At 62.6% G+C, this 22,843-nt stretch carries 20 protein-coding genes; 17 read left to right on the top strand and 3 right to left on the bottom strand.

Features of this window, described 5'->3' with window-relative positions; translation table 11 throughout:
* Positions 1–183 precede the first annotated feature (183 nt).
* A complete protein-coding gene (locus tag FJ527_RS08075) occupies positions 184–1,080 on the top strand; it encodes a metallophosphoesterase (RefSeq protein ID WP_140616637.1) in 897 nt (298 codons plus the stop codon).
* A 25-nt stretch (positions 1,081–1,105) separates the two neighbouring features.
* Here the strand turns inward: FJ527_RS08075 and FJ527_RS08070 are convergent, their stop codons facing one another.
* Positions 1,106–2,356: a cellulase family glycosylhydrolase gene (locus FJ527_RS08070; protein ID WP_140822580.1), complete on the bottom strand. Its 1,251-nt coding sequence runs from the start codon at positions 2,354–2,356 to the stop codon at positions 1,106–1,108.
* A gap of 53 nt (positions 2,357–2,409) precedes the next feature.
* Here FJ527_RS08070 and ybgC point away from each other — a divergent pair, with 53 nt between their 5' ends.
* From ybgC to ftsH, 10 genes are all read left to right on the top strand, one after another.
* Positions 2,410–2,889, top strand: coding sequence for a tol-pal system-associated acyl-CoA thioesterase (gene ybgC, locus FJ527_RS08065; RefSeq protein ID WP_140822578.1), 480 nt, complete (start codon positions 2,410–2,412; stop codon positions 2,887–2,889).
* A 269-nt stretch (positions 2,890–3,158) separates the two neighbouring features.
* Entirely contained in the window at positions 3,159–3,869 is a 711-nt protein-coding gene (gene tolQ, locus FJ527_RS08060; protein ID WP_015315267.1) for a protein TolQ, read from the top strand.
* Between the two features lie 9 nt (positions 3,870–3,878).
* A complete protein-coding gene (tolR, locus tag FJ527_RS08055) occupies positions 3,879–4,334 on the top strand; it encodes a protein TolR (RefSeq protein ID WP_015315268.1) in 456 nt (151 codons plus the stop codon).
* 7 nt (positions 4,335–4,341) lie between these two features.
* A complete protein-coding gene (locus FJ527_RS08050; protein WP_140822576.1) occupies positions 4,342–5,499 on the top strand; it encodes a TonB family protein in 1,158 nt (385 codons plus the stop codon).
* A gap of 78 nt (positions 5,500–5,577) precedes the next feature.
* Entirely contained in the window at positions 5,578–6,849 is a 1,272-nt protein-coding gene (tolB, locus tag FJ527_RS08045) for a Tol-Pal system beta propeller repeat protein TolB (RefSeq protein ID WP_224531044.1), read from the top strand.
* A gap of 32 nt (positions 6,850–6,881) precedes the next feature.
* Entirely contained in the window at positions 6,882–7,286 is a 405-nt protein-coding gene (locus tag FJ527_RS08040) for a four helix bundle protein (protein ID WP_140822574.1), read from the top strand.
* A gap of 258 nt (positions 7,287–7,544) precedes the next feature.
* A complete protein-coding gene (gene pal / locus FJ527_RS08035; protein ID WP_015315272.1) occupies positions 7,545–8,051 on the top strand; it encodes a peptidoglycan-associated lipoprotein Pal in 507 nt (168 codons plus the stop codon).
* A 212-nt stretch (positions 8,052–8,263) separates the two neighbouring features.
* A complete protein-coding gene (ybgF, locus tag FJ527_RS08030) occupies positions 8,264–9,358 on the top strand; it encodes a tol-pal system protein YbgF (protein WP_140822572.1) in 1,095 nt (364 codons plus the stop codon).
* 58 nt (positions 9,359–9,416) lie between these two features.
* On the top strand, positions 9,417–10,784 hold the full coding sequence (gene tilS, locus FJ527_RS08025; RefSeq protein ID WP_140823066.1) for a tRNA lysidine(34) synthetase TilS: 1,368 nt from the start codon (positions 9,417–9,419) through the stop codon (positions 10,782–10,784).
* A 122-nt stretch (positions 10,785–10,906) separates the two neighbouring features.
* Positions 10,907–12,835, top strand: coding sequence for an ATP-dependent zinc metalloprotease FtsH (gene ftsH / locus FJ527_RS08020; protein ID WP_015315275.1), 1,929 nt, complete (start codon positions 10,907–10,909; stop codon positions 12,833–12,835).
* Positions 12,836–13,111: 276 nt separating this feature from the next.
* Here the strand turns inward: ftsH and FJ527_RS08015 are convergent, their stop codons facing one another.
* On the bottom strand, positions 13,112–13,570 hold the full coding sequence (locus FJ527_RS08015) for a hypothetical protein (protein WP_015315276.1): 459 nt from the start codon (positions 13,568–13,570) through the stop codon (positions 13,112–13,114).
* A gap of 296 nt (positions 13,571–13,866) precedes the next feature.
* Complete coding sequence (locus FJ527_RS08010) at positions 13,867–14,724, bottom strand: hypothetical protein (RefSeq protein WP_015315277.1); 858 nt, start codon at positions 14,722–14,724, stop codon at positions 13,867–13,869.
* Positions 14,725–15,091: 367 nt separating this feature from the next.
* On the opposite strand from FJ527_RS08010, the gene glmM reads away from it, so the two are divergent.
* The 6 genes from glmM to FJ527_RS07980 all read left to right on the top strand — a co-directional run bounded on the left by glmM (position 15,092) and on the right by FJ527_RS07980 (position 22,843).
* Positions 15,092–16,447, top strand: a complete 1,356-nt coding sequence (gene glmM, locus FJ527_RS08005) for a phosphoglucosamine mutase (protein WP_015315278.1) — start codon at positions 15,092–15,094, stop codon at positions 16,445–16,447.
* Positions 16,448–16,698: 251 nt separating this feature from the next.
* Positions 16,699–17,559 carry an outer membrane protein gene (locus FJ527_RS08000; protein ID WP_015315279.1) on the top strand — a complete coding sequence of 287 codons (861 nt, stop codon included), beginning with the start codon at positions 16,699–16,701 and terminating at the stop codon, positions 17,557–17,559.
* A gap of 208 nt (positions 17,560–17,767) precedes the next feature.
* Positions 17,768–18,622 (top strand): outer membrane beta-barrel protein, encoded by an 855-nt coding sequence (locus tag FJ527_RS07995; RefSeq protein WP_140822569.1) that lies wholly within the window; start codon positions 17,768–17,770, stop codon positions 18,620–18,622.
* Positions 18,623–18,879: 257 nt separating this feature from the next.
* On the top strand, positions 18,880–20,055 hold the full coding sequence (locus tag FJ527_RS07990) for a phosphoserine transaminase (RefSeq protein WP_140822567.1): 1,176 nt from the start codon (positions 18,880–18,882) through the stop codon (positions 20,053–20,055).
* Between the two features lie 65 nt (positions 20,056–20,120).
* A complete protein-coding gene (serA, locus tag FJ527_RS07985; RefSeq protein ID WP_140616645.1) occupies positions 20,121–21,722 on the top strand; it encodes a phosphoglycerate dehydrogenase in 1,602 nt (533 codons plus the stop codon).
* 467 nt (positions 21,723–22,189) lie between these two features.
* Entirely contained in the window at positions 22,190–22,843 is a 654-nt protein-coding gene (locus FJ527_RS07980) for a gluconate 2-dehydrogenase subunit 3 family protein (protein WP_246677694.1), read from the top strand.

Below are 22,843 nucleotides of genomic sequence, written 5' to 3'. Positions count from 1 at the left end.
GCGGACCAGCGATCAAGCATCAGTGAACGGGCCTGCGCAAATTCTCCTCATCTTCGCCGGCTTACCGGCGTATTGCTGGATTGTATCGGGTTCGCTGCATCCATGCATGTCCTCCTCCCGACCGAGATCGCTTTTGGGCGACATGTAGCAGCGCATGCCGAAATGAGGTGCCGGAGCCACTTGATGATAACCAGACGCGGGTTCCTGCGCTTTATCGGCGGGTCGTTCCTGTCGGTCGCCTCCTTCAGCGCCTACGCCGTCGGTATCGAGCCGATGCTGCTGACGCATGTGAAGCGCTATGCGCTGACGCCACCGCATTGGCCGGCCGGATTGAAGCTGCGCGTCGTCGCGCTCGCCGACATCCATGCTTGCCGGCCGTGGATGACGCCGGAGCGGATCGCGTCGCTTGCCGAAGAGGCGAATGCCTTGCAGCCGGACCTGATCGTGCTGCTCGGCGACTACATAGCCGGCATGCGCCTGGTGTCGCAAAGGGTGACGCCGCCGGAATGGGCTGGCGCCCTGTCGGGCCTCAAGGCGCCGCTCGGCGTGGTGTCGATCCTCGGCAATCACGACTGGTGGGCCGACGGCTTTGCGCAGCGTGCCGAAGTCGGCCCGACGATCGCGCGCAAGGCTCTGGAGAAAGCCGGCATCCCGGTGCTGGAGAACGACGCCGTGCGTCTGGAAAAGGACGGACATGGCGTCTGGATCGCGGGCCTCGCCGATCAGTTGGCGCTGTTGCCGAAAAAGAAGCACGAGCCTCCCAGGGGATTGGACGATCTCGACGGCACGCTGGCCAAAATCAGCGACGCCGCGCCCGTCATCCTGCTGGCGCACGAACCGGACATTTTTCCAAAAGTGCCGTGGCGTGTGTCGCTGACGCTATCGGGACACACCCATGGCGGGCAGGTGCGGCTGTTCGGCTATTCGCCGATCGTGCCATCCCAGTTCGGCAATCGCTACGCCTATGGCCATGTCGTCGAGAACGACCGCAACCTCATCGTCTCGGGCGGGCTTGGCTTCAGCAATTTGCCGATCCGTTTCGGAATGCGCCCGGAAATCCTGCAGATAGACCTCGGCTGACCGGCGCGTCATGGCAGGCTTCGGGTCATGGCAGGCTTCGGATTGCGTCCAGCACGTCAGGCTCGGCCTTGTCGCCATTGAATGCGTCGACGATGCCGAAAGCCCCGCCATAGCTCCACACCGACCATGAGAAGCCATGCGCTTCGGCCCGAGCGATCATGTCCCTGACATAGGCGGCCCGATACTCGGCCGGCATCACATAGGCATTGCCATACTCCTGGCGGATCATGCCGAACTCGCCCAGCGTGATGTCTCCCGGCTTGATGCCGTCGGCCCTCGCCCAAGCCTCGACAGCCTTGAACGGCGCATCCATCAGGCCAAGCAGCTTGTCGGCGCTGTCCATGCTGGCGACCTGCTCGTCGAGATAGGCAAGCAGGCCATTCTGCCGTGTCCACGGCGCCTCGGCCTTGATCCGGGCGCGGATGGTGTCCAGCGTCACATCAAGCTGCGCCTTCGGCACCGCGGTCAAAGGATAGGGCAGGCCGGTCACATAGGGAATGAAGTCGCCGGCCCAGGTCGCGCCCTGATGGGTGAGCAGGAACGGGTCATAGGAGTGGAAGGTCCAGATGACGTTGTCGTCGGGGATCGTCTTGGGGTCGATCTTTTCCAGAGACGAAGCAGCGGAATAGCAAGCTCCGGTCAGGATCAGCGTCAGTTTCGTCGCCGAGGCGCGCGCCGCCGCGAACAGCTTGCGCTGGCGGTCGGGCCACAGGCTGGTGCCGTCGCTGTCGCAATCGACGATCGGCTCGTTCATGGGTTCGAAAGCGACCTTTTCGGGATCTTCGGCGGCCAGCGTGCGCGCCATGCCGCGAACCACCTCGACATAGCGGTCGAAGGTCGCGGGGTCGTCCATCACTTCGCCCATGCCGATCTTGCGGCCGCCGCCGGCCGGGATCAGGTGCATGTCGACGATGACCTTCAGTCCGGCGCGATTGATCATGCGCGCCGAGTCCAGCACGCTGGCATAGAGTTGGTCACGAAGGTCCGTTGTCTTGTCCGAGAGAAAAGGCGACGGATCGACCGGCATGCGCAGGAAATCGAAGCCGGCATCCTTCAGCGCCTTGAGGTCGTCCTCGTTGAGGAATTTGCGCCATTCCGGGTAGGGCAGGATGGCCTTGGCATCACCCCACTGGTCCTCGCCGGGCCAGGTGACCCACTGGTCGAGATTGAGACCGCGCTTCATCGTGAAGGTCGCCGCCTCACCCGACAGTGTAGAAGCGGCCAGCGCCAGCACGACCGCCATCAAGGTCTTGATCATCGTCGTTAACAGTGCCATCGGGTTCATGCGCCAAAAATACCTGCCGCGTCGGCATCCAAAAGGGAAGCGCAATGGGCGATCATGGTGAATCCGCGGCATTGCTGGCAGGGCTTTCCGGTGCGCTGACCGCGTTCGGCCACCGGCTGATGGCGCGGGTCTATTATGCCGATACCGATTTCTCGGGTGTCGTCTATCACGCGCGCTATCTGGAATTCCTCGAGCGCGGCCGCTCCGACTATCTCAGGCTCACCGGCGTGCATCACACCGAACTCGCCGACGGCAAGCACGGCGAGAAGATCGTGTGGGTGGTGCGCCGCATGGAGATCGACTTCCGCATCCCCGCCCGTATCGATGACATCCTGACCGTCGATACCCGCACCGAGACCATTTCCGGCGCGCGTATCTTCATGGCGCAGCAGCTCAAGCGCGGCGACGAGGTGCTGGTCGAGGCCAAGGTCGAGGCGGCGATCATCGGCGAAAACGGCCGGCCGAGGCGTTTTCCCAGGGAATGGGTGGCGGCGTTCATGCCCAAGGTCGTTCCCCAGGACTGATTGGGCGGATCGCGTGCTGACTTCGCCGGCGGCGTGCCGGGGCGCGGCAATGCGCCGCGCCTTATGGACTAACCCATCCTTAACCATAACGGTTCATGAAGAGATTGGTGAAGATTGGCATTATCCAGCGCCTTCCTTTCACCAATATTTGCCCCGAAAAGGCCGCTAACGGCACGGTTTGGGGTGTCCGGTAGCTTCGTGCGAACCGACCACAAGGGATGCCATGGGCCAGCCGCCAGCTTCGCCCGGAAAATCTTAAGGACGTAACGATGGAAAATATCGCACTCGCCGAACCGGGCGCGCAATTGTCGATTTGGGCCTTGTTCATGCAGGCCAGCTGGGTGGTCAAGCTGGTCATGATCGGGCTGCTCTGCGCCTCGGTGTGGACCTGGGCGATCATCGTCGACAAGCTGGTTGCCTATGGCCGCATGCGCCTGGCGCTGAACCGCTTCGAGCAGGTTTTCTGGTCCGGGCAGTCGCTGGAGGAGCTCTATCGCACCCTTGCCGACCGCAAGACGACAGGCATGGGCGCCATCTTCGTCGCCGCCATGCGCGAATGGAAGAAGAGTTTCGAGAAAGGCGCCAAGTCGCCGCTCGGCCTGCAGACCCGCATCGACAAGGCCATGGACCTGGCGCTGACCCGTGAGATGGAAAAGCTGGAGGGCCGCCTCGGCTTTCTCGCCACCACCGGCTCGGCGGCACCTTTCATCGGCCTGTTCGGCACCGTCATCGGCATCATGACCTCGTTCCAGGCCATCGCCGGCTCAAAGAACACCAGTCTCGCGGTGGTCGCGCCCGGCATCGCCGAGGCGCTGCTGGCGACGGCCATCGGCCTGCTCGCCGCCATTCCGGCGGTCATCGCCTATAACAAGCTGTCATCGGATGCGAGCAAGATCGCCGTGCGGATGGAGGGGTTCTCCGACGAGTTCTCCGCCATACTCTCGCGCCAAATCGATGAAAAAGTCGCGCCGAAGGCCTGAGGGACGATCATGGGAATGTCTGTAGGCGCAGGTGGTGGACGTGGCGGCAGGGGTCATCGACGGCGCGGCCGTCACCATGCATTGATGTCGGAGATCAATGTTACGCCGATGGTCGACGTGATGCTGGTGCTGCTGATCATCTTCATGGTCGCCGCACCGATGCTGACGGTCGGCGTGCCGATCGACCTGCCCGACACGCAGGCCAAGGCGATGAATGCCGACACCCAGCCGATCACCGTGTCGATCGATGCGACCGGCAAGATCTTCCTGCAGGAAACCGAGATTCCGATCGAGGAGCTGGTGGCCAAGCTGCAGGCGATCTCGAAGACCGGCTATGAAGAGCGCATCTTCATCCGAGGCGACAGGTCGACCGACTACGGCACGGCGATGAAGGTGATGGCCCGCATTTCGGCCGCTGGCTACAAGAACATCGGCCTGGTTTCACTGCAGGAACAGGATCAATAGACACACGATGAGGACCGGCCTCACCACATCGGTGATCTTGCATACGGCGGTGCTGGCCTTCGGCCTGTTCACGCTGTCGGCGCCGGCCGCGCTTCCGTCCGCCGATGTCGAGTCCGTTGCGGTCGATATCGTGCCGATGGAAGCCATTGCGCAGACCCTGCAGGGCGACAAGAAGGCCGTGATGCATGAAAAGCCGGCGCCGTTGCCGACGCAGCGTCCCGATATCGTGCCGAATGCACAGAAGGTCGGCGAAAACAGCGTCGACACCGACAAGCCGATAACGCCTGAAGCCAAGCCGAAACCCGTCGACACGACCTCGGCTCCGGCGCCCGCGCCGACCCCGAAGGAAATCCCGAAGACCGAGGACGTGCCGAAGCCGCAGGAAAAGCCCAAGCCCATTCCGGCGACGGAAGTGGCGCCAGCGCCGACGCCCAAGGAAGAGGTCAAGCCTGAGCCGGTCAAGCAGACCGAGCCGAAGCCCACTCCGGCAAAGCCCGCGCCGACACCGCCGCCGCAGGACAAGACCGCCGCCATCGATCCGACGCCCGAGGTCAAGCCCGACGCCGTCGCCGAGGCAATAGCCAAGGACCCGCCCACCGAGGAGGCGCAGTTGCCGAATTCGGCGCCCGCGCCGGAGGCCCGGCCGAAGCCGCAGCCGGCACAGGCCGAAAGCGCCAAGGCGCCTGAACGCAAGGATGCCGACAAGCCAGTCAAGGAAGCCTCGTCCAAGCCAAAGTCGGACGACAAGCAGTTCAACGCCAACGAGATTTCGGCGCTGCTCGACAAGCAGAAGCCGTCCGGCGGCGGCGCCAAGCGCTCGACGCAGCAAGCGTCGCTCGGCGGCGACAAGGATCAGGGCCAGAAGCTGTCGAAGTCGGAGCAGGGCGCCCTGGAAAGCCAGCTCGGCGGTTGCTGGACCTTGCCAGCCGGGCTTGAAGGTTCGGAGAATTTCGTCGTCGTCGTCCGTTTCAACCTGAACAACTCCGGCAAGCTCGACGGCCGTCCTTCCGTTGAAACGTCGAGCGGCAACAGGCAGTTCGATGAGAGCGCGGTGCGCGCCGTTCAGAAATGCGACATGGCCGGCCTGCAGGTTCCCGCCGGCAAGCAGGACATCTGGAACGACATCCGGGTCACATTCGACCCAAGGGAGATGCTCGGCCTCTAGGCCCTGATATCCGAAGATCAGTATGAGAAGCGAGAAGACATGAAATCAATCCTCAAGCCGCTCCTGACCATTGCAGCCATGGCGCTGGGCATGACGGCCATCGTTCCGATGCCTGCCTGGGCGCTGGTCGAACTCAACGTCAACAAGGGCAATGTCGAGCCGTTGCCGATCGCCATCACCGATTTCCAGGGCGGCGACGCACTTGGCGCGCAGATTTCCCAGATCGTCACCGCCGACTTGAAGCGCTCCGGGCTGTTCGCGCCGATCGACAAGAGCGCCTTCATCGAGAAGATCGCCAATCCGGACGCAACCCCCCGCTTCGACGACTGGAAGGTGATCAATGCGCAGGCTCTGGTCACCGGCAGCGTCAGCAAGGAAGCAGACGGCCGCATCCGCGCCCAGTACCGGCTGTGGGACACATTCGCGGGGCAGCAGATGGCCGGTGAGCAGTTCTTCGCCAACGACGCCAATCAGCGCCGCGTCGCCCATATCATCGCCGACGCCATCTATGAGCGGCTGACCGGCGAGAAGGGCTATTTCGACACGCGTGTCGTGTTCATCGACGAGTCCGGCGCCAAGAACGCGCGCAAGAAGCGCCTCGCCATCATGGACCAGGACGGCGCCAACGTCCGCTACCTTTCGGACGGCAGGTCGATCGTGCTGACGCCGCGCTTCTCGCCGAACCGGCAGGAAATCACCTACATGTCCTATGAGAGCGGCCAGCCCAGGGTCTATCTCCTGCAGATCGAGACCGGGCAGCGTGAACTGGTAGGCAATTTTCCAGGCATGACCTTTGCACCGCGCTTCTCGCCCGACGGCCAGAAGGTGATCATGAGCCTGCTGCGCGACGACGGCAATTCCAACATCTTCGCCATGGACCTGCGCAGCCGTTCGACGACGCGGCTGACCAACTCGACCGCCATCGACACCTCGCCTTCCTACTCGCCCGACGGCAGCAAGGTGGTGTTCACCTCCGACCGTGGCGGTCGCGCGCAGATCTACGTCATGGGCGCCGACGGATCGGGCCAGACCCGCATCTCGTTCGGCGACGGCGTCTATTCGACGCCGGTGTGGTCGCCGCGCGGCGACCTCATCGCCTTCACCAAGCAGAGCGGCGGCGAATTCCAGATCGGCGTCATGAAGACCGACGGCTCGGGCGAGCGCATACTGTCGTCCGGCTTCCAGCAGGAAGGCCCGACCTGGGCGCCGAACGGCCGCGTGCTGATGTTCTTCCGCGACGCCAATGGCGGCCCGAAACTGGTTTCCGTCGACCTCACCGGCCGCAACGAGCAGCCGATCCCGACGACGAACTTTGCTTCGGATCCGGCCTGGTCGCCGCTGCTGGAATAGAACGGGAATTGGCGAACTGAAGAATTGAAGAGATGGTGAAAGCAGAGGGCTACGTTAAGCGAGCAAAGGATCTAGAGGTCTACAAGCGCGCTTACGTGGTCTCTCTGGCGGTTCACAAGGCCACCCTCGCTTTTCCCAAGATAGAGCAATACGCGCTGGCCGATCAGTTGCGGCGTTCCAGCAAGGGGATTTGCGCCAATCTGGCCGAGGGATTTGCCAAACAGACCCACTCCAAAGCTGAATTTGCCCGGTTCATTTCGATGGCCATAGGATCGTGCAGTGAAGTGGAGACGTGGATTTCATACGCGTTCGATCTCGAATACATCTCGCAGGCGCAACGGGACGAGTGGCTACAATCGTATGGCCAGGTGTACGGGCTACAATCGTATGGCCAGGTGTACGGAATGCTGGTGAAACTCAGAGTGAAGCTAGGGTGAACATCCTTCTTCAATTCTTCAGTTCTCCAACTCTTCAATTCCCCCTTACATTCCCCTTTTCCATGCCTTCGTCGCGTTTTGGCCGCATTTCCGCCTAGGGTCCGCGCCAACTGTGGCCTACGACAAAACAGCTGCGGACGGGCAGCCTAAACCAAATTTTAACCGTGTTTCTTGAATGCCGGTTAACCCAAACGTGGTTACTGGGTGATCAACGAAATCACTCGAAACATGATCACTCGAATACGAAGGAGAGGCGGCATGGGCCGTATCGCAGCACTGACCAGAAACCCGGCCATGATCGCGCTGGTGGCGATGCTCGCCATCACCGGTTGCGCTTCGAAGAAGACGCCGAACAGCGCCGCTGACCTTGGCCTCAATGGCGCGGGTGCCGCAACACCCGGCTCGGCACAGGACTTCACCGTCAACATCGGCGACCGTATCTTCTTCGATACGGACTCGACCTCGATCCGTGCCGACGCACAGACGACGCTGTCGCGCCAGGCACAGTGGCTGAACCAGTACAAGCAGTATGCCATCGTCGTCGAAGGCCATGCCGACGAACGCGGCACGCGCGAATACAATCTGGCGCTCGGTGCCCGCCGTGCCGCCGCCACGCGCGACTTCCTGGTTTCCAAGGGCGTTTCGGCGAGCCGTCTCAAGACGATTTCCTACGGCAAGGAACGTCCGGTCGCCGTATGCGACGACATCTCCTGTTGGTCGCAGAACCGCCGCGCCGTCACCACGCTCAGCGGCGCTGGTTCCTGAGGCGTCGCGCGCCGAAAGGCGCGCACGGCACAGATGGCAAAAATACAACACCTCTTTGCGAAAGGCGGTCCTCGGGCCGCCTTTTTCATGTCCTGACACCCGAAACAAAATTTGGCCGAAGTCTCGCGCCCTGCTATGAGCCGAGGGCGCTTGGCTGGTCTCACATCGATTGGAAGGCGCGAACAAGCTAACGATTGGACGGCGAGAGACACATGCATTTGAGATCGGTTCTGAGCGGCACGCTGGCGCTGCTGCTCCTATCAGGCGTAACCGCTTCGGCGAGCGGTACAGGGCAATCAGCCGAGACCGGCTTTTCCTTCCATCTGCCGACACTCGAGTTGCCCAGCCTTTTCGGCGAGAAGAAAAAGCAAGATCAGGTCCAGCTCGCCCAGTCGAGCGGCGCCGGCGTGACCGGGCTCGAGGACCAAATGCGGCAGCTGACCGGCAAGGTCGAGGAACTCAATTTCCAGATCCTGCAGATGCAGGAGCAGATCCGCAAACAGCAGGAAGACAACGAGTTCCGCTTCCAGCAGCTTGAAGGCGGCTCGCAAGGTGGACAACCGCCGGCGCAGAAGAAATCAGATGCCACCACCGGGACCAACACCGACGTGGCCTCGGCCCCGGCAACCCAGGCGCCGGCCGATGCCGGGGCCGCGCCCGGCGGCGATCAATCCACAGGCGGCAAGACGGTCGAGGACGTCATCGTCGAGTCACCCGACGGTGACCCCGGCAAGGTGATCCCCGGCAAGGGAGCGCCCGAAAAGACCTTTGGATCCATCACTGTCGACAAGAACGGCAATGTGATCGATGCCGGCGGCAGCACGCAGGCAACCGTGCCGGCACAGGACACGGCACCAGCCGCCAGCGCGCCAGCCAAGGCCGGCAAGTCCGGCGGCACGGTGGTCGCGGCGCTGCCCGCGACCAACAATCCCGAAGAGCTCTATCGCAACTCCTACCAGTTCATCCTGTCGGGTGACTACGGCACCGCCGAACAGGGTTTCCGCGATCATATCTCGCGCTTCCCCAAGGACGCGAAGGCGGCGGACGCGCATTACTGGCTGGGGGAATCGCTGCTTGGCCAGCAGAAATACCGCGATGCGGCGGAAGTGTTCCTCGCCGCCAGCAAGGATTATCCCAAAGCCAAGAAGGCGCCCGACATGCTGTTGAAGCTGGGCGTGTCGCTGGTCGGTCTCAAGCAGCACGATGTTGCCTGCGCCACCTTCAGCGAGGTCGGCAAGCGCTATCCCGATATTTCCAGCACACTCAAGGAACGCGTCAAGCAGGAGAAGGCCCTGGCTGCGTGCTGATTTTTTCTGGGGGTCTCGCAGTCCCAAAACCGGGACCGCTTTTTGGCGACATGGATTGATGCTCGATACCGGGCCTGATCTTTCGACCGGACTCTTTTCGCATATCGATTTTTCCAACGGCGCCGTAGCGGCCGTATCCGGGGGCAGCGACTCGACTGCGCTCCTTCTCCTTCTCAAACAGCATCTCGACAAAACCGCACCGTCCGCGAAGCTGCTCGCGGTCACAATCGACCACGGCTTGCGGCAAGGTTCGGCCGATGAGGCGCGGACCGTGGCGAAGCTTTGCGCGGAACGCGGCATCGCCCACCGCATGCTAGCCTGGTCCGGCGCCAAGCCGTCGACCGGCCTGCCGGCGGCGGCGCGCGAGGCGCGCTACCGGCTGCTGGCCAGCGCCGCCCGGGCGGAAGGCATCGGCCTGATCGTGACCGGACATACCGCGGACGATCAGGCCGAGACGGTGCTGATGCGGCGCGATCGCAACGATGCGACCCGCGACGAGGGACGGGGCCTCGCCGGCATGGCGCCCGCCACCCTGCATGACTGGCGCGACTGGATCGTGCGACCGCTTCTTGGCGTCCGGCGCCATGCGCTGCGCGATTTCCTGGGGCGCCAACAGGTCGGCTGGGCCGAGGACCCGACCAATGCCGATGAAGCCTTCGAGCGGCCGCGCATGCGCGCAGCCCTTGCCGGGGAGGCCGGCGCGCAGCGCGTGAACGACGCGCTGGCGTTGGCCGCGCGGCAGGCCGGCGACCGGACGCGGCTTGGCGGTGAGGCCGCCCGTCTGATCGAGCGCTTTGCCAGCCAGCCGGCGGCGGGCCTCATCCGGCTCGATCCGGCCCTGCTCGGCGCCGGCGCCGATCGGGCGGCGATATACGCACTGCGCGTTCTCCTGGCGACGTCAGGCGGGATTGCCTTCCTGCCGGACCAGGCCCGCGGCGAGGCGTTGTTCGCCCGGCTGAAAGCCGGATTTCTTTGCGCCACATTGTCGCGGACAGTGGTCGACTTCCGGCGCGCCGGCATCTTCCTGCGTCGGGAGATGCGCGGTTTGCCGGCGGCGGCGGCAACGATCGACGGCGCCATCTGGGATGGGCGCCGCCAAATCACATTGAACGACGCCGGCGGCGCATTGTTGATCGCGCCATTCGGGGCAATGGCGGCGAAGCGGCTGGCTGTAGGCCGGGACGAAACCCCGCCAAGCCTGCTGCGTGCGGCATTGGCGGCGGAGCCAGGATGGCTGCAAGCCGTCGAGAAGGTGGGTCCGGAGCCTGATAGGCCGACATCGCAAGGGTTCGCGGCCTCGCCGGTCGTTGCTCCCTTTGCCCGCTTCCTGCCGTCCTTCGACCTGGCCTCGGCGCGCGCCGTCGCCGGGTTGATCGGCGCGGCGCCGCTTCCCGCCCTGCCATTGCGTGGCCCTAGTGCCGGTTGATGCTGGGCGAAAGCTTAACCCAGACATGCTGTTCTGCTTGGCAAGGGGGTACGCTCTCCCTATGTTAGGCCCAAGTTTCCTCTCATGATGCTGTCCGCTCGCGGACGCCAACGGGACAATTGATGAATCCGAACTATCGCAACCTCGCGCTCTGGGCGATCATAGCGGTCCTGCTCATCGCCCTCTTCAATCTGTTCCAGACGCCGCAGACGCGCGGGGCTTCGAGCGATGTGCCTTATTCGCAGTTCCTGCAGGACGTCGCGGCCGGCCGGGTCAAGACGGTGACCATCGCGGGCGCCCGCATCACCGGCAACTACACCGACAATTCCAGCGGCTTCCAGACCTATTCGCCCGGCGATCCCCAGCTGGTCTCGCGGCTGCAGGACAAGAACGTCACCATCAATGCGCGGCCCGAGACCGACGGCTCCAATTCGCTGTTCGGCTATCTGATCTCGTGGCTGCCGATGATCCTGATCCTCGGCGTGTGGATATTCTTCATGCGCCAGATGCAGTCCGGCTCCGGGCGCGCCATGGGCTTCGGCAAGTCGAAGGCCAAGCTGCTTACCGAGGCGCATGGCCGCGTCACCTTCCAGGATGTCGCCGGCGTCGACGAGGCCAAGGAAGACCTCGAAGAGATCGTCGAATTCCTGCGCGATCCGCAGAAGTTCCAGCGCCTCGGCGGCAAGATTCCGCGCGGCGTGCTGCTGGTCGGCCCTCCCGGCACCGGCAAGACGCTGCTTGCCCGTTCGGTCGCCGGTGAAGCCAACGTGCCGTTCTTTACCATTTCGGGTTCGGATTTCGTCGAGATGTTCGTCGGCGTCGGCGCATCCCGTGTCCGCGACATGTTCGACCAGGCCAAGAAGAATGCGCCCTGCATCATCTTCATCGACGAAATCGACGCCGTCGGCCGCCATCGCGGTGCCGGCCTCGGCGGTGGCAATGACGAGCGCGAGCAGACTCTGAACCAGCTGCTCGTCGAGATGGACGGCTTCGAGTCCAACGAAAGCATCATCCTGATCGCCGCCACCAACCGGCCCGACGTGCTCGATCCGGCGTTGCTGCGTCCAGGCCGTTTCGACCGCCAGGTGGTGGTGCCGAACCCAGACATCGTCGGCCGCGAGAAGATCCTCAAGGTGCATGTGCGCAACGTGCCGCTGGCGCCCAATGTCGACCTCAAGGTCGTCGCCCGTGGTACGCCCGGCTTCTCCGGCGCCGACCTGATGAACCTGGTCAACGAATCCGCGCTGATGGCGGCGCGGCGCAACAAGCGCCTCGTCACCATGGCCGAGTTCGAGGACGCCAAGGACAAGATCATGATGGGCGCCGAGCGCCGCTCGTCGGCCATGACCCAGGCCGAGAAGGAACTGACCGCCTATCACGAGGCCGGACACGCCATCCTGGCGCTCAACGTGCCGTCGGCCGATCCGCTGCACAAGGCGACCATCATCCCGCGCGGCCGCGCGCTCGGCATGGTCATGCAGTTGCCGGAAGGCGACCGCTATTCCATGAGCTACAAATACATGGTCTCGCGCCTCGCCATCATGATGGGCGGCCGCGTTGCCGAGGAGTTCAAGTTCGGCAAGGAGAACATCACGTCCGGTGCTTCCTCCGACATCGAGCAGGCGACCAAGCTGGCGCGCGCCATGGTCACGCGCTGGGGCTTCTCCGACAAGCTCGGCCATGTCGCCTATGGCGACAACCAGGAGGAAGTGTTCCTCGGCCATTCGGTGGCGCGCACGCAGAACATTTCGGAAGAGACCGCGCAGATCATCGACGGCGAGGTGCGCCGCCTGATCGACGAGGCCTATTCGACGGCGAAGTCGGTGCTGACCAAGAAGAAGAAGGAATGGATCGCGCTGGCGCAGGGCCTGCTCGAATACGAGACGCTGTCGGGCGAGGAGATCAAGCAGCTGATCGCGGGCAACAAGCCCTCGCGCGACCTCGGCGACGACACGCCGCCGAGCCGTGGCTCGGCCGTGCCGAAGTCCGGCGGCCGCCGCAAGAAGGGTCCCGAGCCCGAAGGCGGCATGGAGCCACAGCCGTCAAGCTAGACCAGAGCGGTTCACCGTTTCACGGAACGCAGAACCGCTCTGTTCTTTGACGCTATCCCCGACGCGCTTTAAGTCTTTGCTTCTAAGTATGTCGTCGCTCCCAAACCACCTTTGGGCGACATCGCATCAGGAGGCTGGCCGGACGTACATTTGGAAGGTCAACCTCGGGCTAGCCCGAGGTCCAGATATCGCCCGACAGCAGATCCTCGGGACAGCCTGAGGATAACGGCCACGTCTGCGGGAAAAACGGTGAACCGCTTTCCGCCGTTATCCCTTTTATGATTCAGCTTTCAGCCGCGCATTGCACAGGCTGTAATAACCACCGCCCTTCTGGATCCAGCGAAGGCCGTTCAACGTACCTGCCTCCTTGTTGCCATGGTAACCCTGCAGGCAGGTCTTCATCCGTGCCTTCGCGGGCTTTTCGGTCTCGAACTCGGCGGCGAGGGTGGTCGGGAATGTTACGCCCGCTGGCGCTACGGTGGGGGCAAGTGCCGCGCTGGTTTCCTTTTTCGGCTGCGGTGCGGTTTCGACCTTATCCGCGCTGACACTCTCCGCAGCCGACGTCGCGCATTTCTCCTTGCGGAAAGCGGCCCAGTCCATGCCATTCAGAGTGCCGCTCTCCTTGGCTGTCCGATAGGTCTCGCCACATTCCTTCATCGTCAATGCGCTTGCAGGGGCGACGCCGCAAGCAACCAATGCCGTCACAGCCAATACCGCCAATTTTAAACTGGGCATAAGATCCTCCTGGTTGATGACAAGTTCAGACGTCTTTTGTATACTGTTTGTTCCTGATATGTTCAATCAGAATTTTCATGAGTTACCAATCAGCCTCGCGGCGAGAGTGTAAGCGAATTGATGATGCAGGCAGCTTCCGCGATATGCAGACGCGAGCAAGACCCTGGCGTCTTCGTGCGCAACAAAAGGGCCCGCGAAGCAGATGCATCGCGGGCCTTTGCCTGGCCTTGCCAGATTTCATCTAATTCAATTCACCGTCATGCCCCATCGATCCCGGGGGGGATGCTATGCGCGGCTCAGCCCTTCAGCTTGGCATTGCAGAGGCTGTAGAAGCCGCCGCCCTTCTGGATCCACTTCAGACCGCCGAGTGCGTTGGCGTCCTTGAGGACATAGTACTGGTCAAGGCAGGTATGCATGCGGCCTTTTCCGGGGGTCTCGCTGGCATATTTCGCCGAGATCGCGGACGGGAAGGTGACGCCCTTGGGGGCAACCGTCGTCGGCTTTGCGGGTTCCTTGGTGTAGCTCGCCTCGCTTGGAGCGGGCACGCTGTCGTCATCCGAGGCACTGGCGCCGCATTCGGCCTTGCGGAAGTCGTTCCACTTCATGCCCTTCAGCGTGTTCGCCGTCTTGGCCGCCTGGTACTTGGTGCTGCATTCGGCCATGCTCAGGCCCTTGCCAGAAGCTGCGGCCGTCGTGGTCGCAGCCTTGGTGGTCGCCGGCTTGACGGTGTCGGCGGCGGCGGATGCGCCAGCGGCGCATTCGGCCTTGCGGAAGTCGTTCCACTTCATGCCGTTCAATGTGCCGGCGGCCTTGGCCGCCTGGTACTTGGTGCTGCATTCCTTGGCGGTCAGGCCCTTGGCCGTGCTGTCGCTGGCCGCTGCGGCGGCCTTGGTGGTCTTGGCCGGCTTGGCTTCGGCCGGCTTGGTTTCAGCAGCCTTGGTCGTGGCCGCCTTGGTGTCGGTGGTGGCGGCGGCGTCAGTGCCGCACTGTGCCTTGCGGAACTGGTTCCAGGTCGCCCCGGCAAGTGTCCCAGCGTCCTTGGCGGCGTTGTACTTCGTGCTGCACTCGGCCATCGTCAGCGCGTTGGCTGGCGCGGCCAGGAACAACGTCGCGACCGCAAGGCCGGTCAGAGTAGCAATTCGGTGGATGAGCATAGCGTTTCTCCGTGGCTGCAGCCCATTATACGTCCCAGCGAATCAATAACGCTCAACGGTCGGTTGCGCCAGATGCCAGGCGGCTTATATATCGCCGAAATCGCTTTCTAACGACAAGGTGATGAAATCATTCGGCCTGACTGCCGCCGAGGCAAGAATTCTCGGGATGTATCCGCGCCGAATGGCTGGCAAAACTGGTATATGTGACGCCACAGCGTCTCCGTGCTAGGCTGCGGCCATGTTGTGTGCAACGCACAACAATGATTTTCTAAGGATTGGTAACATATAATCACACAATGTGATCGAGGCGCGACGGCCAATTGTGGCATGACGTGCCGGCTAAGGACAACCAAGGAAACTGACTGGCATGGCAGGGAATTACTTCGGCACGGACGGCATTCGCGGGCGCGCCAACAAGTTTCCGATGACCGCGGAAATCGCCATGCGGGTCGGCATGGCCGCCGGCCTTTCGTTCCAGCGCGGCAGCCATCGCCATCGTGTCGTGCTCGGCAAGGACACCCGGCTGTCCGGCTATATGATCGAAAACGCGATGGTGGCCGGCCTTTGCGCCGCCGGCATGGACGTGTTTCTGCTCGGCCCGATCCCGACCCCGGCGGTTGCCATGCTGGTGCGCTCGCTGCGCGCCGACATTGGCGTCATGATCTCGGCCTCTCACAATCCCTACTACGACAACGGCATCAAGCTGTTCGGCCCAGACGGCTACAAGCTGTCCGACGAGATCGAAGAGCGCATCGAGAGCATGCTCGACAAGGATATCGAACTGGCGCTCGCCGATTCCGACGGGCTTGGCCGCGCCAAGCGCGTCGACGGCGTGCATGACCGTTACATCGAATTCGCCAAGCGCACCTTGCCGCGCTCGATGTCGCTTTCGGGTCTGCGGATCGTCGTCGACTGTGCCAATGGCGCGGCCTACAAGGTGGCGCCCGAGGCGCTGTGGGAACTGGGCGCCGAAGTCGTGGCCATCAATGTCGAACCCAATGGCTTCAACATCAACAAGGAATGCGGCTCGACCCATCCCGCCGATCTGCAGAAAAAGGTGCACGAAGTGCGCGCCGACATCGGCATCGCGCTTGATGGCGATGCGGACCGGGTCGTCATCGTCGACGAGAACGGCGCCATCGTCGACGGCGACCAGATCATGGCGCTGATTGCCGAGTCCTGGCACCAGAGCGGGCGGCTGGCTGGCGGTGGCGTCGTTTCGACGGTCATGTCCAATCTCGGCCTCGAGCGCTTTCTCGGCGACATGAAGCTGCAATTGCATCGCACCAAGGTCGGTGACCGCTATGTCGTGGAGCATATGCGCGCGCATGGGCTCAATGTCGGTGGTGAGCAGTCGGGCCACATCGTGCTGTCCGACTTCTCGACCACCGGCGACGGGCTGGTCTCGGCACTGCAGGTGCTGGCCTGCATCAAGCGGCAAGGCCGCCCGGTCAGCGAACTGTCGAAGAAGTTCGAGCCGGTGCCGCAACTGCTGAAGAACGTTCGCATCGCCGGCGGAAAACCGTTGGAGGAAGCCCCGGTCAAGGCCGCGATCGAGGACGCCCGCCATCGTCTCGGCAAGGCCGGGCGGCTGGTCATCCGTCCATCCGGCACCGAGCCGCTGATCCGTGTGATGGCCGAGGGCGACGATCCGCAACTGGTCGAGGCCGTCGTCAACGACATCGTCGGGGTCATCTCGGAAACCCGCAGCAGCGCCGCCTGATCCCCGCCAGCCTCGAAGGCGTCACGCCGCCGCCTTCATTGCATCGAAGCCCGCCCCTCCGGCGGGCTTTTTTGTTCGCAAAGGATCGGTCTCTTTCTGTCGAAATCCTTGCCAGATCTCCGGGATTCTGGAGATTCGTGGTTAATCGACAGGGTTAAACGCCTTTTAACTTTTGCAATTCATTATCCACGCCTGAAAGCCAATCTTATTCGGACGCGATCGCCGTTCCGAGGTTTCTAGGGGTGACAAGCATGTTCAATACAGCAAGAAAGGCCCTGTTCGCGCTGCTGTTCGCGGGCTTGGCCTGGCCGGTGTTCGCAGCTGACCTGCCCGAGCCGCAAGTCGAAGAAGCGCCGCCGCCGGTCTATGAGCAACCGGTCGATGTCGGCGGCTGGTATATCCGTGGCGACCTCGACTATCACAAGTCGAAGGTCGGTGACATCGACTACATCACCTACGGCGCCGCGCCTTGCCCGTGCGGGCCTCCTGTCGGGGTCGCCGGGAGCAAGTCCTTCGACTATGGCAAGCTCAAGGGCGGCTTCTCGCTTGGCGGCGGCGTCGGCTACAAGATCAATGAACACTTCCGCACCGACCTGACCGCCGACTACTGGTTCAAGTCGAACTTCAACGGCGGCACCTCGGATCTCACCACGGTCTCGGTCGAGTCGTCGAAGATGAGCGCCTTGCTGCTTCTGGCAAATGCCTATGTCGATATCGGCACCTGGCACGGCATCACGCCCTATGTCGGCGCCGGTATCGGCGGAGCGCGCGTCAAATGGGATACTGTCTACGACCCGACCCCGGGCGCAACCGAGTCCAACCCCGGAACATCCAGCTGGCGCTTCGCGTACGCGGTAATGGCCGGCGCCTCCTACTGCTTGACCGACAAAGTCATCCTCGATGCTGGTTACCGTTTCTCCCATATTCAAGGCGGTCGCATGTTCGAGTATGGTCCAGCCGGCGCCACGCCGGGCGCCGGGCCGGGCTTCGATCACGGCTTCAACACCCACGAGGTGCGCGGCGGTCTGCGTTACCAGTTCGGCGGCAACAACGGTTGCGCCGCGCCGGTGGTGGCCTATCAGCCGGAGCCCGAGCCGATCTACACCAAGTAATCGCTTCGAAGTTTCCAGGAATTCGTCGACCGCCCGGCATCAGCCGGGCGGTTTTCGTTTGAGATGAGCCGAGGTCAGCCCGTTCGAAATCAATTCGCTAACCCTCTGTTAGCCTTAACCGGCACTTAACCACTATGGTTAACAATGGCTCATGAAACGTTGGCCGCCGTTGCTTGTTTGACGGCGCCGAATTCGGGAGCCGGGGACCATGATACCAATATCGCGTATGGCGCTGGCGCTTGCCGCACTGCTGTTGCCGCTGGCGCCTGCAATCGCCGCCGACTACGATCCGCCGATCTATGTCGACCAGGCGCCGGATTATGTGCCGGTCGAGGTCGGCTCGGGGTGGTATCTGCGCGGCGATGTTGGATATGCGTTCAACAAGCCATATGAGATTTCGGAAACGCCGGCCGGCTTGACCCACGACACCAGCCCGCTATCCGCCTCGATAGGCATGGGGTATCATTTCAACGACTATTTCCGCGGTGAATTGAATTTCGGTCTGCTGCCGACAAGCAAATTCTCCAGCAAATTCGACAGCACTTGCGATGGGACGCAGACGGTGAGCGTTACCAGCGGCGGCAGTACAAGCGTATTCGCAGGCCCAAGCACCCGCGGGTGCGAAAGCTCCAACAGCGGCGACAACAAGGCTTACCATGTGATGGCCAGCGCGTTTGTCGATCTGGGCACCTATGTTGGTATCACGCCCTATGTCGGAGGCGGTGTTGGCATAGCGTACAGCACCTACAAGTACGCTGAAGGCGCTCGCAATTGCCGCAATTCCTCGACGACAGTGGGTTCGACCACGACGATCTTTGAATGCGACGATCCAAGCGGCTACGATGGGACGACGAAGTCGGAGAAGCAGTTCAGCCTGGCATATACGCTGGGCGCCGGCTTTGCTTATCAGGTCAGCAAGAATGTTGCCGTCGATGTTGGCTATCAATACACGGCGCTGCCTTCGGCGAAATACGTGACGGCAGATGATGTCGGCAACCCTGTCTTCAAAAAGGGCCTGGATTATCATCAGGTCAAGGTCGGTCTGCGCTACGATCTCTGGTAGCCATATGTCGCCTGGCACGAACACGGCGGATCCCTGTGGTCCGCCGTTTGCGTTTGAAGTCACGCATCCTGATCGCGGAGCCTCCTGTTTGATGCCTGCCGTAGCCCCAAAACCGCCGCGCACTTTTGGGCGACATGCATCCGGTATCCCGGCAGCGACAAAAACTTTCCTCTTGACGCCCGAAGCCTGAACGCATATCGCCGTCCGTGGGCCACCCCTCCCCAACGAGGGGCCACTATCTGGAAGGATAGACCACGATGACGACGCTTACGAAGCCCGGACTCCGTCCGGCAAATCCCAATTTTTCCTCTGGTCCCTGCGCAAAACGTCCCGGCTGGTCGGTCGAGGCGCTGAAAGCTGCCGCGCTCGGCCGTTCCCACCGCGCCAAGATCGGCAAGACCAAGCTCGAACAGGCGATCGCGCTGACCCGCGAAATCCTCCAGGTTCCTGCCGATTACCGCATCGGCATCGTGCCGGCTTCCGACACAGGTGCCGTCGAGATGGCGCTGTGGTCTCTTCTCGGCGAACGCGGCGTCGACATGGTCGCCTGGGAAAGCTTCGGCTCCGGCTGGGTCACCGACGTGGTCAAGCAGCTGAAACTCGCCGATATCAGAAAGATCGAGGCCGGTTATGGCGCGCTGCCTGATCTGACCAAGATCGATTTCGATCGCGACGTGGTCTTCACTTGGAACGGCACGACCTCGGGCGTGCGCGTGCCGGACGGTGACTTCATTCCCGCCGATCGCAAGGGTCTGACCATTTGCGACGCTACTTCAGCGGCCTTCGCGCAAAGGCTCGACTTCGAGAAGCTCGATGTCGTGACCTTCTCCTGGCAGAAGGTGCTGGGCGGCGAGGGCGCGCATGGCATGCTGATCCTGTCGCCGCGCGCCGTAGCGCGGCTGGAGAGCTACAAGCCTTCATGGCCGCTGCCGAAAATCTTCCGCCTGACCTCGGGCGGCAAGCTGATCGAGGGCATTTTCAAGGGCGAAACCATCAACACGCCGTCGATGCTTTGCGTCGAGGATTATCTCGACGCGTTGAACTGGGCGAAGTCGGTCGGCGGCCTCGATGCGCTGATTGCCAGGGCGGATGCCAATGCCGCCGTGCTCGACCGGTTCGTGGAAAGATCATCCTGGCTCGGCAATCTTGCGGTGGCCCCGGCGACACGCTCGAACACGTCGGTCTGTCTGTCCTTCACCGACGCCGATATCGCGGCGCTCGACGCTGATGGACAGGCGGCGTTTGCCAAGGGCCTGGTCTCGACGCTCGACAAGGAAGGCGTCGCCTACGACATCGGTTCTTATCGCGATGCCCCGCCGGGATTGCGCATCTGGTGCGGCGCAACCGTCGAGACCTCCGATCTCGAAGCGCTGCTGCCTTGGCTCGACTGGGCCTTTGCCAGCCAGAAGGCGTCGCTCAAAGCGGCCGCCTGAGAGTTTCCGTGGCGGCCCCGAGGGCCGTCCGTTCCCGGATCAATTTCATTTTCAAGGAGGCCGCCATGGCGCCCCGCGTTCTCGTCTCTGACAAACTCTCTCCCACCGCCGTGCAGATATTCAAGGATCGCGGCGTCGAGGTCGACTATCTGCCCGACCTCGGCAAGGACAAGGAAAAGCTGCTCGAAGTGATCGGCAAGTATGACGGTCTCGCCATCCGTTCGGCGACCAAGGTCACCGAGAAGCTGATCAACGCGGCCACCAATCTCAAGGTCGTCGGCCGCGCCGGCATCGGCGTCGACAATGTCGATATCCCGGCGGCAAGCCGCAAGGGTATCATCGTGATGAACACGCCCTTCGGCAATTCGATCACGACGGCCGAACACGCCGTGGCGATGATCTTCGCGCTCGCCCGCCAGATCCCGGAAGCCAACGCTTCGACCCATGCCGGCAAATGGGAGAAGAACCGCTTCATGGGCGTCGAGATCACCGGCAAGACGCTGGGCGTCATCGGCTGCGGCAATATCGGTTCGATCGTCGCCACACGCGGCGTCGGGCTGAAGATGCACGTCGTCGCCTTTGATCCGTTCCTGTCGGACAAGCGCGCCGAGGAGCTCGGCGTCGACAAGGTGGAACTGGACGAACTCTTCGCCCGCGCCGACTTCATCACGCTGCACACGCCGTTGACCGATAAGACCCGCAACATCATCGATGCGGCGGCGATCGCCAAGATGAAGAATGGCGTGCGTATCATCAACTGCGCGCGTGGCGGGCTGGTGGTCGAGGCCGACCTGGTCGCGGCGCTGAAGAGCGGCAAGGTGGCAGGCGCCGGCATCGATGTGTTCGAGGTCGAACCGGCGGAGCAGAATGCGCTGTTCGGCATGGAGAACGTGGTGGCGACACCACACCTTGGCGCCTCGACGGCGGAAGCGCAGGAGAATGTCGCGCTGCAGGTCGCCGAGCAGATGGCCGACTACCTGATCAAGGGCGCGGTCTCCAACGCCATCAACATGCCCTCGATCACGGCGGAAGAGGCGCCGCGGCTGAAGCCTTTCGTCAAGCTCGCCGAAGTGCTGGGCGCCTTTGTCGGACAGGTCACCGAGGATCCGATCAGCGAGGTCGAGATCCTGTTCGACGGCTCGACCGCGACGATGAACACGCGGGCGCTGATCAGTGCCGCCCTGGCCGGACTGATCCGGCCGCAGGTCGCCGACGTCAACATGGTGTCGGCGCCGATCATGGTGAAGGAGCGCGGCATCATCGTCGCCGAAGTCAAGCGCGACAAATCTGGCGTCTTCGACGGTTACATCAAGCTGACCGTCAAGACCGAGCACATGACGCGCTCGATCGCCGGTACCTGCTTTTCGGACGGCAAGCCGCGCTTCATTCAGATCAAGGGCATCAATCTCGACGCCGAGGTCGGCCAACACATGCTGTATACGACCAATGCCGATGCGCCCGGCATTATCGGCCTGCTCGGCACTGTCTGCGGCGAGAACGACGTCAACATCGCCAACTTCCAGCTCGGCCGCAACCGGCCGGGCGGTGACGCTATCGCACTGCTCTATCTCGACGCCCCGTTCCCGGAGAAAGTGCTGGAGCAGGTGCGCGACCACAAGTCGATCGATTCGGCAAAGCGGCTGCGGTTCGATGTGGGCGGGATCTAGCTCTCCACATCCTCTGAGGTGACAAGCCATACATCAGACGCCCCGTTTGCCGGCATGCATGCGGGGCGTTTCCACGACCGCTGGCGCCGCCCGACGGTTTGCGTCGTTGCGGGCGCCGCCGCAGGCGTCGCGCCAACGGCGTCCTTGCGTCAAGCTGCTGCAAGATATCCTTTTTAGCCGTCAGTACATTAGCGGATGTAGATAAGCATAAGGTCTGGCCCAATCTAACGATTTGTGATCTGCTTGACGATCCCGGTTTCTTTCCGCACGCTGCGGTCAATTGATGGATGCGATCTAAACTTAACTGAGTTGGTCATGATTTTGCGCGCAACATCCGGCGCGCTTCTGTTGCTGTCTGGGTGCCTTCGATGGATCATCGCAATACTGTCCGACTGAGCCGGCGTCTTTTTCTGTCTTCGGCTGCGATGTTTACAGTGACGGCAACATCGGCAGGTTTTGCCCGATCCTTGTCTGGCTCGCTGCCCTGGGCGCCGCTGTCTTCCGATCCTCCGGTGCAGGTGGTGTCCGGCGGCTGGCAGTTCTTCACGCCGCAGGAAGCCGCGCTGGTCGAGGCTATCGTCGACCGCATCATCCCCGCCGACGATCTGTCGATGGGCGGCAAGGAGGCCGGCTGCGCCGTCTATATAGACCGTCAGTTGACGGGCGCGTTCGGAACGTCGAGCCGGCTCTACACAAAAAGACCGTTTTTGCCGGCATTGCCGACGCAGGGCTACCAGGGCGAGGCAAACCCGGCCCAGCGCTACCGCTCCGGCCTGGCCGCCATAGACGCTTTCCTGAAACAGCGCGATGGCAAGGCATTCACCGAACTCCAGCCGGCCGATCAGGATACGTTCCTGGCCGCGATGGAGGCTGGAAAGGTCGACTTGCCCAATGGAGTCAAGGCTGCCGGCTTCTTCGGACTTCTGCTGCAGAACACGATGGAAGGGTTCTTTGCCGATCCGGTCTATGGCGGCAACAAGGACATGGTGTCGTGGCGCATGCTTGGTTTCCCCGGCGCGCGCTATGACTACCGGGATCACGTCAGCAAGCACAATCAGCCCTATCCGCGGCCGCCCGTCTCGATCGAGGGCAGCCCGGAATGGCTCGTGAAAAGGAGCTGA

The organism is Mesorhizobium sp. B2-4-18, from assembly GCF_006441385.1.
Lineage (GTDB): Bacteria > Pseudomonadota > Alphaproteobacteria > Rhizobiales > Rhizobiaceae > Mesorhizobium > Mesorhizobium australicum.
Note: the sequence above shows the minus strand (reverse complement) of the source record. Positions and strands in the feature narration are given on the sequence as shown.

Coding starts and splice junctions, on each gene's coding strand:
- tolB (WP_224531044.1), top strand. CDS start 5,578: ATGGCGCTGGGCATGACGGCCATCGTTCCGATGCCTGCCTGGGCGCTG.
- FJ527_RS08040 (WP_140822574.1), top strand. CDS start 6,882: ATGGTGAAAGCAGAGGGCTACGTTAAGCGAGCAAAGGATCTAGAGGTC.
- pal (WP_015315272.1), top strand. CDS start 7,545: ATGGGCCGTATCGCAGCACTGACCAGAAACCCGGCCATGATCGCGCTG.
- glmM (WP_015315278.1), top strand. CDS start 15,092: ATGGCAGGGAATTACTTCGGCACGGACGGCATTCGCGGGCGCGCCAAC.
- FJ527_RS08050 (WP_140822576.1), top strand. CDS start 4,342: ATGAGGACCGGCCTCACCACATCGGTGATCTTGCATACGGCGGTGCTG.
- tolQ (WP_015315267.1), top strand. CDS start 3,159: ATGGAAAATATCGCACTCGCCGAACCGGGCGCGCAATTGTCGATTTGG.
- FJ527_RS08015 (WP_015315276.1), bottom strand. CDS start 13,570: ATGCCCAGTTTAAAATTGGCGGTATTGGCTGTGACGGCATTGGTTGCT.
- FJ527_RS08010 (WP_015315277.1), bottom strand. CDS start 14,724: ATGCTCATCCACCGAATTGCTACTCTGACCGGCCTTGCGGTCGCGACG.
- ftsH (WP_015315275.1), top strand. CDS start 10,907: ATGAATCCGAACTATCGCAACCTCGCGCTCTGGGCGATCATAGCGGTC.
- FJ527_RS07995 (WP_140822569.1), top strand. CDS start 17,768: ATGATACCAATATCGCGTATGGCGCTGGCGCTTGCCGCACTGCTGTTG.
- tolR (WP_015315268.1), top strand. CDS start 3,879: ATGGGAATGTCTGTAGGCGCAGGTGGTGGACGTGGCGGCAGGGGTCAT.
- serA (WP_140616645.1), top strand. CDS start 20,121: ATGGCGCCCCGCGTTCTCGTCTCTGACAAACTCTCTCCCACCGCCGTG.
- FJ527_RS08070 (WP_140822580.1), bottom strand. CDS start 2,356: ATGGCACTGTTAACGACGATGATCAAGACCTTGATGGCGGTCGTGCTG.
- ybgC (WP_140822578.1), top strand. CDS start 2,410: ATGGGCGATCATGGTGAATCCGCGGCATTGCTGGCAGGGCTTTCCGGT.
- tilS (WP_140823066.1), top strand. CDS start 9,417: ATGCTCGATACCGGGCCTGATCTTTCGACCGGACTCTTTTCGCATATC.
- FJ527_RS08000 (WP_015315279.1), top strand. CDS start 16,699: ATGTTCAATACAGCAAGAAAGGCCCTGTTCGCGCTGCTGTTCGCGGGC.
- FJ527_RS08075 (WP_140616637.1), top strand. CDS start 184: ATGATAACCAGACGCGGGTTCCTGCGCTTTATCGGCGGGTCGTTCCTG.
- FJ527_RS07990 (WP_140822567.1), top strand. CDS start 18,880: ATGACGACGCTTACGAAGCCCGGACTCCGTCCGGCAAATCCCAATTTT.
- ybgF (WP_140822572.1), top strand. CDS start 8,264: ATGCATTTGAGATCGGTTCTGAGCGGCACGCTGGCGCTGCTGCTCCTA.